This window comes from Streptomyces justiciae (assembly GCF_015163075.1).
Classification (GTDB): domain Bacteria; phylum Actinomycetota; class Actinomycetes; order Streptomycetales; family Streptomycetaceae; genus Streptomyces; species Streptomyces justiciae.
In genome coordinates this window covers 1-13168 of sequence record NZ_JADDXU010000017.1, presented here as the reverse complement: position 1 = coordinate 13168, position 13168 = coordinate 1, and the positions used below count along the sequence as shown (strand labels likewise).

Annotated in this window: 14 protein-coding genes; 7 read left to right on the top strand and 7 right to left on the bottom strand. The window is 71.0% G+C overall.

Features of this window, described 5'->3' with window-relative positions; all coding sequences use genetic code 11:
- Positions 1–52 precede the first annotated feature (52 nt).
- Positions 53–514, top strand: coding sequence for a universal stress protein (locus IQ210_RS35980; RefSeq protein ID WP_194083424.1), 462 nt, complete (start codon positions 53–55; stop codon positions 512–514).
- A gap of 36 nt (positions 515–550) precedes the next feature.
- Here the strand turns inward: IQ210_RS35980 and IQ210_RS35975 are convergent, their stop codons facing one another.
- Positions 551–1369 carry an alpha/beta fold hydrolase gene (locus IQ210_RS35975; RefSeq protein WP_194083423.1) on the bottom strand — a complete coding sequence of 273 codons (819 nt, stop codon included), beginning with the start codon at positions 1367–1369 and terminating at the stop codon, positions 551–553.
- A gap of 72 nt (positions 1370–1441) precedes the next feature.
- Here IQ210_RS35975 and IQ210_RS35970 point away from each other — a divergent pair, with 72 nt between their 5' ends.
- Positions 1442–1936 (top strand): MarR family winged helix-turn-helix transcriptional regulator, encoded by a 495-nt coding sequence (locus tag IQ210_RS35970; RefSeq protein ID WP_194083422.1) that lies wholly within the window; start codon positions 1442–1444, stop codon positions 1934–1936.
- 1 nt (position 1937) lies between these two features.
- Here the strand turns inward: IQ210_RS35970 and IQ210_RS35965 are convergent, their stop codons facing one another.
- Entirely contained in the window at positions 1938–3104 is a 1167-nt protein-coding gene (locus tag IQ210_RS35965; RefSeq protein WP_194083421.1) for a CapA family protein, read from the bottom strand.
- Positions 3105–3307: 203 nt separating this feature from the next.
- Here IQ210_RS35965 and IQ210_RS35960 point away from each other — a divergent pair, with 203 nt between their 5' ends.
- From IQ210_RS35960 to IQ210_RS35945, 4 genes are all read left to right on the top strand, one after another.
- Entirely contained in the window at positions 3308–3853 is a 546-nt protein-coding gene (locus IQ210_RS35960) for a sigma-70 family RNA polymerase sigma factor (RefSeq protein ID WP_194083420.1), read from the top strand.
- 136 nt (positions 3854–3989) lie between these two features.
- On the top strand, positions 3990–4505 hold the full coding sequence (locus IQ210_RS35955) for a hypothetical protein (RefSeq protein ID WP_194083419.1): 516 nt from the start codon (positions 3990–3992) through the stop codon (positions 4503–4505).
- A gap of 182 nt (positions 4506–4687) precedes the next feature.
- Complete coding sequence (locus IQ210_RS35950; RefSeq protein ID WP_194083418.1) at positions 4688–5338, top strand: zf-HC2 domain-containing protein; 651 nt, start codon at positions 4688–4690, stop codon at positions 5336–5338.
- 66 nt (positions 5339–5404) lie between these two features.
- A complete protein-coding gene (locus IQ210_RS35945; RefSeq protein ID WP_194083417.1) occupies positions 5405–6274 on the top strand; it encodes a hypothetical protein in 870 nt (289 codons plus the stop codon).
- On the opposite strand, the gene IQ210_RS35940 is transcribed toward IQ210_RS35945, so the two are convergent.
- The 3 genes from IQ210_RS35940 to IQ210_RS35930 all read right to left on the bottom strand — a co-directional run bounded on the left by IQ210_RS35940 (position 6267) and on the right by IQ210_RS35930 (position 10553).
- On the bottom strand, positions 6267–7130 hold the full coding sequence (locus IQ210_RS35940) for an Fpg/Nei family DNA glycosylase (protein WP_194083416.1): 864 nt from the start codon (positions 7128–7130) through the stop codon (positions 6267–6269). The genes IQ210_RS35945 and IQ210_RS35940 overlap by 8 nt on opposite strands.
- Positions 7131–7152: 22 nt before the next feature.
- Positions 7153–9240 (bottom strand): SpoIIE family protein phosphatase, encoded by a 2088-nt coding sequence (locus IQ210_RS35935; RefSeq protein WP_194083415.1) that lies wholly within the window; start codon positions 9238–9240, stop codon positions 7153–7155.
- A 62-nt stretch (positions 9241–9302) separates the two neighbouring features.
- The gene (locus tag IQ210_RS35930) at positions 9303–10553 is read right to left on the bottom strand and encodes a DUF6777 domain-containing protein (RefSeq protein ID WP_322657494.1); all 1251 of its coding nucleotides are present in this window, start codon (positions 10551–10553) and stop codon (positions 9303–9305) included.
- Positions 10554–10636: 83 nt separating this feature from the next.
- On the opposite strand from IQ210_RS35930, the gene IQ210_RS35925 reads away from it, so the two are divergent.
- Positions 10637–12058, top strand: coding sequence for a lipase maturation factor family protein (locus IQ210_RS35925; RefSeq protein WP_194083414.1), 1422 nt, complete (start codon positions 10637–10639; stop codon positions 12056–12058).
- Here the strand turns inward: IQ210_RS35925 and IQ210_RS35920 are convergent.
- Positions 12046–12867, bottom strand: coding sequence for an amidohydrolase family protein (locus IQ210_RS35920; protein WP_194083413.1), 822 nt, complete (start codon positions 12865–12867; stop codon positions 12046–12048). The genes IQ210_RS35925 and IQ210_RS35920 overlap by 13 nt on opposite strands.
- Positions 12864–13166, bottom strand: a complete 303-nt coding sequence (locus tag IQ210_RS35915; RefSeq protein WP_322657491.1) for an L-rhamnose mutarotase — start codon at positions 13164–13166, stop codon at positions 12864–12866. Before IQ210_RS35915 ends, IQ210_RS35920 begins: the two co-directional genes overlap by 4 nt.
- Positions 13167–13168 lie beyond the last annotated feature (2 nt).

The following is a 13168-nucleotide window of genomic DNA, read 5'->3' as shown; positions in this document are numbered from 1 at the left end:
CGGGAGGTCCCGCGTGCGGGCGGGACCTGCGCTTTCCGATAGCCTCCGTGCCGTGACGGAACAGCACTCGCACCAGTTCGAGCGGGGCACGGACGGGCCGAAGGTCATCGTCGTGGGAGTGGACGGCTCCGATTCCTCCCTCCGGGCCGCGGCATATGCCGGCGGCCTGGCCCGCCGCCAGCACGCGCTCCTCGCCGTCGTGTACGTGCGGCCGGTGATGGCGGCGGGGGCGGCGATGGGCGCGCCGGTCGCCGAGACGACCGACGAGATCGCCGAGGACCTGGTCGCCCAGATCCGGGAGGCCACCGAGCGCACGAAGGGGATATTCGACGTGCGCTGGGAGTTCCACACGTTCCGCGGCGACCCGTACAGCGGCCTGGTGAAGGCGGCGGACGAACTCAAGGCGGACGCGGTGGTGGTGGGCGCCTCGGAGCAGGCCGGCCACCGGATCGTCGGCTCGGTCGCGATCCGACTGGTCAAGGCCGGGCGGTGGCCGGTGACGGTGGTGCCGTAGGCACCCTCGGAGGCCCCTGGTACCGCCCGGATGCCTCTACAGATCCCGCAGGAAGTCCAGCAGGAGGCTGTTGAACTCCTCGGGCTTCTCCAGGTTGGGGAAGTGCGCGGCGCCCTCGACGATGACCGAGCGGCCCTTGCGGGCCGTGTGGGCGAAGAGTTCGGCGTCGGCGATCAGGTCCGGTGAGTCGAGGGCGCCGTTGATCATGAGGACCGGTACGTCGATCTTCCGCACCCGCGGCCAGGTGTCGGTCATGGGGACGTGCCAGTCGCGCTCGTCCGGCGTGTGCTTGGCGATGGTGTGCAGGGCCATCTCGCGCAGCCGGTCCAGGATGACCGGGTCGATGTCGTCCGCGGTGCGGAACGGGCCCGCCATGGCCCGCAGGAACACCTTCAGCCACGCCTCGATGTCACCGGAGCGCAGGGTGCGGGCCGATTCGGCCACGACCTCCCGGGTCTTCTCGTAGGTGTACTGGAAGTCACTGACGGACGCCCCGCTCAGCACGATCCCCCGGACCAGTTCCGGGTATTCGATCGCGGTGTCGCCGGCGATGGCGCCGCCCATGGAGACGCCGGCGAGGACGGCCGGGCCGGCGTCGAGGTGCCGGAGCAGGCAGGCGAGGTCGTCGGCCCAGCGGAAGGGCTCGCTCGCGTTGGCGGACCAGCCGTGTCCGCGGACGTCCACGGCGACCACCCGGTACCCGGCGGCGACCAGTGCCGGTGTCTGGTCCTCGAAGAGGCGGTGGTCGACGTAGCCGGAGTGGAGCAGGACCACGAGGTCGCCGCTGCCGGTGTCGCGGTAGGCGAGGTCGCCGTCGGTGGACGGGAAGTAGCTCAGTTCCGAAGTCACTGTCATGACAACCAAGGTGTCATCTTCTGGCGACTTTGACAACCCAGTTGTCATGATGGACGGGTGCATGATGACTCCGTGAACGACGACGACACCCCGCTCTCCCCCGACTCCGCCCCGCTCTCCCCCGACGACCTCGGCGACCGCGTCTCCGAGGTGTTCGATCTGATCGGCGCGCTCTACCGGCGCGGCCTGCGCAAGCTCGAACAGGCCGAGAAGGAGGAGGGAGTCTCCGTCGGCGTCCGCTCCGTCCTCGTCCTGCTGCGCCGCTACGGGCCCATGACGGTGCCTCAGATGGCCCGGATCATGGCGCTGACCCGGCAGTTCGTGCAGCGGATGGTCAACGACGCGGTGGCCGAGGAATGGGTGGAGGTCACGCCGAACCCCGCGCACCAGCGGTCCTCGCTGATCCGGATCACGGGCGCGGGCGAGGCGCTCATCGATGCGATCCTCGCGCGCGAGCACGCCCTGAACCGGCAGGTCGGCGGGGATCTGACCGAGGCCGAGCTCACGGCGTGCCGGCGCGTCCTGAAGGAGATGCTGCGCACCTTCGACGAGGTGAACGTCGACTGACCTACTCCCCCATCGTCAGCCCGTCCTTCGCCGCACCCCGGCTCAGCACCACCTCGCGGATGCGGTCGCGCACACCGCTCAGATCGGCGCCGCTCTCGATCGCCTTGTTGAGGTTGACCACCCGGCCGGCGTCGATGTCGAACAGCTGCGGGACGAACTCCGCCTTCCGCACCTCCCAGCGGCCACCCGGTCGCGCGGGCGGGGCGAAGGTGAAGCGGCCGATCGTGGACTGGTTGCCGCGCGGGTCCTGGGCGCCCTCGTAGTTGAACATCTCGCCGGCGATCTGGTCGCCCATGCCGTAGATGACCCAGGTGCCGTTGACCTTCTCGTAGGCCTGCGGGATGTGGGCGTGGGTGCCGAGGATCAGGTCGATGTCGGGGCGGTCGCCGGTGCGGGCGGCGGTGAGCGAGCGGGCCAGCGTGAGCTGGCGGTCGTCGGGGGCGTCCTGCCACTCCGTGCCCCAGTGCACCGAGACCACGACCACGTCGGCACCCGCCGCCCGCGCGGCCCGCGCGTCGCCGATGATCCTGTTCTCGTCGATGAGGTTGACGGCCCAGGGCTGACCGGCGGGCAGCGGATAGCCGTTGGTGTCGTAGGTGTAGGAGAGGTGGGCGACCTTCGCGGCGCCCGCGCGCAGGATCGTGACCGTGCGCGCCTCGTCCTCGGTGCGGGCGGTCCCGGCGTGCCGTACGCCCTGGCGGTCGAGGGCGTCGAGGGTGCGGCGGATGCCGTCGGCGCCGTCGTCGAGGCTGTGGTTGGAGGCGGTGGAGCAGCCGTCGTAGCCGGTGGCGGCGAGGCCCTCGGCGACCTCGGGCGGGGACTTGAAGGCGGGATAGCCGGTGTAGTCGCCGTTCGCGCCGTAGACGGTCTCCATGTGACACAGCGCCAGATCGGCGCGGGAGACGAGCGGTTCGACGCCGGAGAGCATCGGGCGGAAGTCGTAGCCGGCGCCGCCCGCATCGAAGCGGGCGCGGTCGATGATGGAGGAGTGCGGGAGGACGTCGCCGGAGGCGACGAGTGTGAAGCCGCGGGCGGTGTCGCCGGACGGGGCCGGTTGGCCGCTGCGGGCGGGTGGGTCGGGTTCCTCGTGGCCCCGGGCCTGGCAGGCGGCGCCCGCGGCGAGGAGCGCGGTCAGGGCCAGGGCCACTTGTCGACTGCGTGCAATCATCAGCTCACCCCACTGTGATCATATTTACGCACAAATAAGTACGAAGATGAACACAGCCGCAAACGGACCGGCGGCCTTCTTTCAACCGTTGGGCGAGGCGGAGGGGACCGTTCGTCGTACCGTTCGTCGACGCGATCGACCGCCCGCCGCAGATCCGCGCGCACGCCCTGTCCCTCACCGTCACCCTGCGATGCCATACGGCCATGACGGCCGGAACCACGCTCACGAACGGGACGACCGCCGAGCACGAGCTCGCCGCACTGCAGCGGGAGCACGGCCGGCCTCTCTTCGCGCTGCTCCTCCGGCTGTGCGACGGAGACCGGCAGCGCGCCGAGGACCTGGTCCAGGAGACCCTCGTCCGCGCCTGGCAACACCCCGAGGCGCTGCGCGCCGACGACTTCGACTCCGTACGGCCCTGGCTGCTGACCGTGGGACGGCGGCTCGCGATCGACGCGCGGCGGGCCCGGCAGGCGCGGCCGCCGGAGGTCGGCGACGCGATCCTGGAGAACGCGCGGGTGTGCGCCGACCACGCCGAGCGGGCCGCCGCGGCCCTCGATGTGCGCGAGGCTGTGAAGACACTCACTCCGGAGCACCGTGAAGTCCTGGTGCTCGTGTACTTCCAGGGGGCGAGTGTGGCGGAAGCCGCGGAAACCCTCGGAATTCCTCCCGGTACCGTGAAGTCCCGCGCGTACTACGCGCTGCGCGCCCTGCGCCGGGTCCTTCCGGGCTATGCGGCCGACCTGCGATGAAACTCATGGTGAAGCAAAGCCTTCGCAAAGCGCCTTGCTGAGGACCATGGTTGAGTAATCGGCTGTCTTCATCCGTGTTCCCGACTGGGGGCCCGGCGACGGGCGACGCGCACGCACCGGAGGAAGGCAGGAAGGGATGCTGCACAGAGGTCAAGAGAGCACGGACGGCGCCGACGGCGGTGAACTCACCGTTCCCATGGCCTGGTTGTACGCCGAGTACATCGCCGACGAGCTGCTGCGGACCGGCGATCTCATGCCGCCGACGTCCTTCGAGTTCCGCGCCGGGCGGGACGCCCTCGCGCTGACCATCTTCCTGTCCGACACCGACGGCGAGCTGTCCGGCATCCGGGTCGTCTCCCAGCTGGAGACGTGGCTGTCGCTGACGGCGTACGACCAGCCCTGGCAGGACTGGGTCCGTGAACGCATGGCGGGACTCACGGCCGAGGTCATCGATTCCGGTGGGCCGGACCCGGACCTGGACCTCGCGGAGGCGGCCTGGCGCTGGCTCCAGGAGACCGAGCTGCTCGCCCCCGATCTGAACGCGGTGCCGGGCGGCGCCCCGGTGATCGGCGAGGACGAGGGCCCGAAGGTGTGGACCCCGGCCTGGCAGCTCGGGCTGCCGCTGGGGCATCTGGCCATCCACCTGTTCTAGCCACACCCTGCCCGCGTTCAACGCGTCCCGGACTTTTTTCGAACGGGACCAATCCTCGTGTCCGGCCGCTCCGAATCCCTTGGTTGCGATTCTGTGCGGGGCTTGAGTGATTCGGCGGTCCGGTGCGTACCGGTGGGAGCAAGGAGTAACCCCACCCGCACCCAACGGCACGAGGATTCCCCATGAGGTCCCAGGAGAGGCATCGCGACGTCGCCGCGTACGCGCTCGGCGTGCTGGACGAGGCGGACGCGTTCCGTTTTGAGGACCACCTCATGGAATGCCCGAGGTGCGCCGCGCATGTCACCGAATTCGGCCCGATCACCCGGCAGTTGCTGCTGTACCGGCGCTCGACCCCCCAGTTCGTCAGCCCGTTGGCCAAGCCCGGCCCCCGGCTGCTGGACCGGCTGCTCTCCGAGGTCGGGGCGCGGCACCGGGCCGGACGCCGGCGCTTTCTCTGCGCGGTCGCGGCCACCGTCGCCTTCGCGGTGGCCGGGCCCGGGCTCGTGGTCCTCGCGGGCGGTGGGGAGAACGCAGTGCAGATCGACGCCACGGACGCGCGGTCCGGCGTGTGGGCGCAGGTGACCGCCGAGGACTACACCTCGGGCAGCCAGCTGGAACTGAAGGTGAAGGACGGGGCGGGTCCCCGCACCTGTCGTCTGGTCATCGTCGGCACGGACGGCTCCGAGGAGACGGTCACCACCTGGAACGTCCCGCGCCACGACGCCCGTGAACTCACCATGCAGGGCTCGTCGTCGCTCCACCCCGACCAGATCGCCCGCTACGAGGTGCGCTCCTCGGACAATGAACACCTGGTGACCCTCAAGTCCCCCTGAATCCGCTCGAACGCCGGGCCCGCTTCCCGCGTCTCAGGACCGATACGTTCGATCCTGGGGGAAGACATGCGGGCACAGATCGCGCGAACTCTCGCCGTCCTCGTACCTTTTGCTCTCTTCGCGACCGGTTGCGGCAGCGAGAGGGCCGACGACGGCGCCGGGTCCGCCGAGTCGAAGGACCGCGCCCGTGACGTGGCCGCCGCATGGGACGGCTCGAAGGCCGCCGAGGTGTGGCGCGCGGGCTACTACCCGTTGTCGGACGTCGTCCAACTCCCCGAGCACGCCTTCCGCGACGAGGACGACAAGAGGGCGTACGCCACCGAGAACTACGTCCTGGACGCCGAACTGCCCGCCGACGCACCGGAGAAGGGCAAGGTCGAGTGGGAGAGCGGGAGTTCGCTCAGCCTGCCCCTGATGGACGCGCGGAAGGCGTACGACAGTATCGCCCGCGGCGGCGACGACGGACCGCATCTGACCGTGACGGCGGTGAAGCTCGGCAAGGCGACCCTCGTCACCAGCCGCGGGCCGGCCACCGTACCGGCCTGGCTGTTCACCCTGGACGGATACGACACCCCGCTCAAGCGCGTCGCCCTGGAGCCGTCGGTGCTGCCCGACTCGCCGATCGAACCGCTCGAGAACGCCACGGACGACCTGATGGAACTCCAGCAGCTGGTGAAGGTCAGCCCGGACGGCCGGTCGGTCACGGTCCTCGCGGGGCACGGCGCCTGCGACGACGGGGCCGCCGTGGACGTACGGGAGACAGCCGGCAGCGTGGTGCTGTCGGGGTCGATCGTCGGGGCGAGCGACGGTGACTGCACCGACCAGTTGCTGCTTCAGAAGGTCACGGTGGAGCTGAAGCGGAAGCTCGGCGACCGGGTCCTCCTGGACGCCTTCACGGGGGCGCCGGTCGCCCAGCGCCGTGTCCCCACTACTTGAGGAGCCGCGACATCCTGCGGTCCGCGAGCGGCTTGCCGCCGGTCTGGCAGGTGGGGCAGTACTGGAGCGAGGAGTCGCTGAAGGAGACCTCGCGGATGGTGTCGCCGCACACCGGGCAGGGCTCGCCGGTGCGGCCGTGGACCCTGAGGCCGCTCTTCTTCTCCGCCTTCAGGCGCCCGGCGGCCACACCGTGCGAGCGTTCGACGGCCTCGGTGAGGGTGTCGCGCAGGGCCGCGTAGAGGCGGGTCGTCTCCTCGGGGGTGAGGGACGCGGCGAGTTTGAAGGGGGACATCTTCGCCGCGTGCAGGATCTCGTCGCTGTAGGCGTTGCCGACCCCCGCGATGAGGCTCTGGTCGCGCAGGGCGCCCTTGAGTTGGCGCCGTTCGTTCGCCAGGAGTCCCGCGAGGCGCGCCTCGTCGAAATCGTCGGCGAGCGGGTCGGGGCCGAGGCGGGCCACGCCCGGGACCTCCTGGGGGTCCTGGACGACGTACACGGCAAGGCGCTTCTGGGTGCCGGCCTCCGTCAGGTCGAACCCGGCGCCGGTCTCCAGGGCCACCCGCAGGGCGAGCGGGCCCTTGCCGGGGCGGGGCATGCCGCTGGGCAGCTCGTCCTTCCAGTGCAGCCAGCCCGCGCGGGCCAGATGGGTCACGAAGTGCGGGCCGCCGTCCGTGACGAGGTCGAGGAACTTGCCGTGCCGGTGCACGGCGGTGACCTCGCGTCCTTCAAGGGCGGCGAGCGGTGGATCGTACGTCTTCAGGACACTGATCGCGACGGGCAGCACCCGGACGATCTCGTGGCCGACCAGGTGCTCGGTGAGGAAGTCCTTGAGCGCTTCCACCTCGGGGAGTTCCGGCATACGTCCAGGGTGCCATCCCCCGTCACGCGCGTCCCGGGACGATGAACTCGCACCACACGCACTTGCCGCCGCCCCGCGCCTCCACCCCCCACACGTCGGTGAGCAGGTCGACGAGGAGCAGACCACGGCCGGAGACCCCCGACTCCCCCGCCTCCCGGCGGCGCGGCAGGGCGCTGGAGGAGTCCTCGACCTCGACGCGCAGCCGGCGTTCGGAGCCGGCCAGGACCCTGAGGGTGACGATGGCGGAGCCCTCGGTGTGCATCAGGGCGTTGGTGATCATCTCGTCGGCGACCAGCTCGATCTCGTCGGCCCGGTCGCCCGAGCCCCAGGCCCGGACGGCGGCCCGAATCATGTGCCGGGCCTCGGACAGCGCCTCCGGGTCACCGGGGGCGACGTGCTGCTGGAGCCGACCGCCGGACTGCGGGGCGTCGAGGCCCCGGCGGCGCAGCAGGAGCAGGGCGACGTCGTCGTCGCCGCCGCGTTCCTCGGCCACGTCGATGAGCTTGTCGGCAAGGTCGCGTACGTCGGCGGGGCCGGAGCCGATGAGCGCGGTGAGGGTCTGCATGCCGTCGTCGAGGTCGGCGCCGGGCTGTTCGACCAGGCCGTCGGTGCAGAGCAGCAGGGTGTTGCCGGGGTCGAGTTCGATGGTGGCGACGGGGTATTCGAGGCTGCCGAACTCGGCGGACAGGCCGAGCGGAAGGCCGCCCTCTACGGGGACCCGGCGGCAGCTGCCGTCGGCCTGACGCACCAGCGGGTCGATGTGGCCGGCCCGGACGACCTGGACGACTCCGGTGGCGAGGTCGGCCTCGGCGTAGAGGCAGGTCGCGAAGCGGTCGGTGTCGAGTTCGTGGAGGAAGACGGAGGCGCGGGCCATGACCGTGGCGGGCGTGTGGCCCTCGGCGGCGTAGGCGCGCAGCACGATCCGCAGCTGGCCCATGACGGCGGCGGCGTGGGTGTCATGGCCCTGGACGTCGCCGATGACCGCGCCGACCCGGCCGCCGGGGAGCGGGATGAGGTCGTACCAGTCGCCGCCGATGTCCCGGCCGAGGGAGCCCGCGGCGGAGCCGGCGCGGTAGCGGACGGCGACGTCGGCGCCGCGCACGCTGGGGATGGTGCGCGGCAGCATGGCCTGCTGGAGCCCGGAGGCGAGGTCCTTCTCCTGCTCGTAGAACATGGCCCGCTGCAGGCTCTGCGCGATGCTGCTGCCGAGGGCGACGAGGACGTTGCGGTCCTCGGGCGAGAAGCCGCTCCGGTCGCTGTAGAGCAGGCCCATCGCGCCGATCGGTCTGGCCTGGGCGATCAGCGGGAGGTAGGCGGCGGCGGTGATGTTCAGGCCGGTGATGTGCGGCCACAGCAGCGGGTAGCTCTCGGCGAACTCCTCGGGTGACTCGATGAAGCGCGGGGTCAGGGTCCGTACGACCTCGCTCATCGGGTACTGCTCGTCGATGCCCGTGACGTCGGTGCCGGGCACGAAGCTGCCCGCGGGGCCCTCGGCGATCAGCCGGATGCGGCCCGCCTCGACCAGGCCCATGACCAGGCTGGTGGCGCCGAGGTGGGTGAGGCCGTGGGTGTCTTTCAGGACCTCGATGACGTCGTCGACCGAGCGGGCGTAGGCGAGGGCGGCCGTGGTGAGCTGGACGACGTTGGTCTGCTCCTGCCGGGCGGCGTCCTGACTGGCCTGTTCGCGGCGGGCCGCAAGGTCGTCGAGCTCCTGGGTGGCGTCGCGGACGATGCCGACGATCCGGCGCGGGCGGCCCGTCTCGTCGCGCCGGATGTAGCCCTGGGTGTGGGTCCAGCGCAGGGAGCCGTCGCGGCAGCGGATGCGGAAGTAGGTGCCGTAGTTCTCGCTGCCGTCCTTCATCGCCTGGGAGACCAGGGCGTCCAGCCGGTAGCCCTCCGGGGCCGGGACCCGGACCGCGAGGGTCTCGGGGTGGCCGTCGTATTCGTCGGGGCGCAGGTCGAAGACCTCGTGGGCCTGCGCGTCCATGTGGAACAGACCGGTGTCCAGGTCCCAGTCGAAGCTGCCCATGCGGTTGAGCGCCAGAATCGGGTCCGGGTGGGCGGGCCAGTCGTCCGGGAGTGACAGGGCGCTCGCTCCCCGATCAACCATGGGGCCACCTTGCCAGGATTTGTCCGATTCTTCGACTGGGGACCGTCAGTTGCCGCGGGCCATCAGTCGCCGAAGACGTCGGTGGGGCTGTCGAAGATGCTGTCGGTGGTGGCGGGCTCGTCGGCGCCGCTCGGTTCGTCGGGGCTGTCCGGGATGAGCCCGCCACCGTCGGGCAGGTCGGGGGTGTCCGGGACGGTCTCGGGACCGACGTCCTGCGAGGTGTCCGTGGGCTCCGCGGCCGAGGGCACGTCCGGGACGGTCGGGGTCTGAGGCGCGGTCGTCGGGGGCGGCGCCGTGACGGTGACGGCGGGGCAGGCGGGGCCCTGCGTGCCGGAGGTCGCGGGGAGGGGCGTGCCGGGGGTGACGGTGACGGTCGGGGTGACGCAGTCGGGCGTCAGGTACTCCTCGTCGGAGTCGGACGGGGAGTTCTCGCTCACGCTCGGGTACGCGCTCTCCGACGGGCTGAGCGTGGCGGGCGTGGTCGCCGCGGAGGTCGGCACCGGCGTCACCGGCTCCGGCCGGGGTACGACGTGGTCATGGCGTACGTCGTGTCCGCAGCGCCGCTCGATCCAGGTGTTGTCGACGACGTTGATGATCGTGATGTGGGTGACGACCTGGGGTGCGGGGGTCACCACGATCACCCGGTCGGGCCGGTAGCCGGACCAGGACTGCCCCTTGGCCCCGGCGTTCCCGCTCTGCGCCGCCGAGGGCGTCAGCGGATTGCCGCAGGCGCAGCGGACCCGCGGTACGCCCCGGTTGTCGACGAGGACGGCGGTGCCGGCCTGGAGGACGGACGGGAAGCTGGTGGCCTCTCCGGCCCGGTAGCCGTGGTTGGTGACGCGGGTGTCCGCGCGCAGCACGACCGAGGTGAGGGAGCGCAGATAGCTGGGGATCGAGGCCTGCGTGACGCCCGCGACCTGCGCGAAGGCGCGCCCCTTCGCCGGGTCGGTGGTCAGGTGCTCGATCTGCCGGTTCACGTCACAGCTGCCGGTCCGCGCGGTGCCGCCGTAGAGGCCGGGTGTGGCGCCGGAGACGGCCCGGACGCCCGACTGCTGTGGTTGCTGCGTTCGGGTGACGGGCGAGGGGGTGGCCGTCGCGGTCGCCGTGGACGCCGTGAAGGGGTCGGGTCCCTGGGCCGCGGCGGGCTGGAGGAAGAGCTCCCCGCTCGCCTGGGTGTCGTTGCCGCCTGCGCAGCCGGCGACGATCAGCGCCGCCGAGAGCGCGCAGGACGTGACGAAGGTTCCGGTGAAGGTACGCACCGTGGTCTCCCGCCTCATGCCGGGCAGTTCGTCACCATTGTTTGCTTCACTCACTTGGGTTACGCAAGCGGAGGGTGCGGTACGCGGAGAGTGACCTAGGCTGCCCGCGCGACAATGGCAGGGAGGAGCACCTGGCCGTGGACTGGTTCACCGCATCCGACTACTGGCTGAGCCGGCTGGTCTTCCAGCGGGCTCTGGCCGGCGTGTATCTCGTCGCCTTCCTCACCGCGGCCCTCCAGTTCCGCGCGCTGCTCGGTTCACGCGGCCTGCTGCCGATCCCCCGCTATGTCGAGCGGATGCCCTTCAAGGCGGCCCCGAGCCTGTTCCATCTCCACTACTCGGACCGCTTCTTCGCCGCCTGCGCGTGGTCGGGCTGCGCGGTGTCGGCGGCCCTGCTCGCGGGCCTGAACTCCCGACTCCCGTTGTGGGCGGGCATGCTGCTGTGGCTGCTGCCCTGGCTGCTGTACCTGTCGATCGTCAACGTCGGCCAGACCTGGTACGCGTTCGGCTGGGAGTCCCTGCTGCTCGAAGTCGGGTTCCTGGCCGTCTTCCTGGGCAACGACGACGTGGCGCCGCCGATCGTGGTGCTGTTCCTGCTGCGCTGGATCCTGTTCCGGGTGGAGTTCGGGGCGGGGCTGATCAAGATGCGCGGGGACGCGTGCTGGCGGAAGCTGACGTGCCTGGACCACCATCACGAGACCCAGCCGATGCCTGGCCCGCTGAGCTGGTTCTTCCACCATCTCCCGCGCCCGCTGCACCGGGTCGAGGTGGCCGCGAACCACTTCACCCAACTCGTGGTCCCCGTCCTCCTCTTCACCCCGCAGCCACTCGCGACGGCGGCCGCCGCGCTGATGATCGTCACCCAGCTGTGGCTGGTCCTGTCGGGCAACTTCTCCTGGCTGAACTGGATCACCATCGTGCTGGCCCTGTCGGCGGTGGAGTTCCCGTACGACGCCCCGTCGACGCCCGACGCACCGCTCTGGTACGAGATCGTCGTCCTGGCGGTCGCCGCGCTGCTCGTCTATCTCAGCTACCACCCGGTGACGAACATGGTCTCCCGCCGCCAGATCATGAACCGCTCCTTCGACCCGCTCCATCTGGTCAACACCTACGGCGCGTTCGGCAGCGTCAGCCGCATCCGCTACGAGGTGGTGGTCGAGGGCACGGCCGACGACGTGCCGCGGGAGGACTCGGACTGGCGGGAGTACGAGTTCAAGGGCAAGCCCGGCAATCCCCGGCACTGGCCGCGCCAGTTCGCCCCGTACCACCTGCGGCTCGACTGGCTGATGTGGTTCGCGGCCCTGTCGCCCGGGTACGCGGGGTCCTGGTTCGGCACCTTCGTGGAGCGGCTGTTGGAGAACGACCGCGCCACCCTGAAGCTGCTCCGCCGCTCCCCGTTCCCGCCCGACGCCCCGCCCCGCTACATCCGCGCCCGGCTGTTCCGCTACCGGTACACGAGTTGGCGTGAGATGCGTCGGACGGGCGCGTGCTGGGAGCGGACGTACGTACGGGAGTACCTGCCGCCGACGCGACTGGCGGGGGTGGCTCAGAGGTCGTAGACGCGGCCGGCGGTCGCCCCGAAGATCCGGGTGTCCGTGCCGACCAACTGACGTGTGGCATCGAGCACTTGGCCGTAGCTCGCCGCCAGTCGGCACACCGGCCAGTCCGAGCCCCACATGAGGCGGTCCGGACCGAAGGTGTCCAGGGCCGTCTCCGCGTACGGGCGGAGGTCGTCGACGGTCCAGTGCGCGGGGTCGGCTTCCGTGACCAACCCCGAGAGTTTGGCGACGGTGTTGGGCAGGGCCGCGAGGGCACGCAGGTCGGTGGTCCAGGGGTCCAGGGCTCCGGATGCGATCGGCGGCTTGCCCAAGTGGTCGAGGACGAAGGTGAGTTGCGGCAGTAGGGCGGCCGCCTTCGCGCACGCCGGGAGTTGATGGGGCAGGACCACCAGGTCGTACACCAGGCCCGCCGCCGCCACCGCGGCAAGGCCCTGGAGCACGTCCGGCCGCAGCAGCCACTCAGGGTCCGGCTCGCCCTGGACCTGGTGCCGGATGCCCTTGAGGAACCGGCCGCCCGGGAGCTCGCGCAACCGGGCCAGTTCGTCGGTCACGGCAGGGCTCGTCAGGTCGGTCCAGCCGACCACACCCGCGATCAGGTCGTGGGCCGCCGCGAGTGCGAGGAACTCGGGGGTCTCCTCCGCGACGGTGACCGTCTGCACGAGCACCGTCCGGTCGACACCGGCGGCCCGCGTCTCGGCGGCGAGGTCGTCGACGGTGAAGTCCCGCCGGATCGGGCTGCCTTCCGCGATCCAGTCCTGGTCGCGCACCGCCAGGTCCCAGAGGTGGTGGTGCGCGTCGACGACGGTCATGGCAGCTCCCACACGACGGGGAGACCGGCCTCTTCATTGCTGTAGTCGTGGACGACGTCCAGCAGCTCCGCCATCCTCGCCTGCCAGGCGACGTTGACCGGCAGCTTCTCCAGTTCGGCGAGGAGTCGGCCGTAGTCCTCGCACTCCAGGACGTGGAAGAGGTCGGTGCCGCTGCGCCAGATCGTCCAGGAGGTCGCGCCCGCGGCGCGGATGGCGTCGGTCAGTTCCTTCGGGACCTCGCGGTGGGCGGCCTCGTACTCGGCGACGCGGTCCGCGCGGACCTTGGTGTGCAGGGCGATCC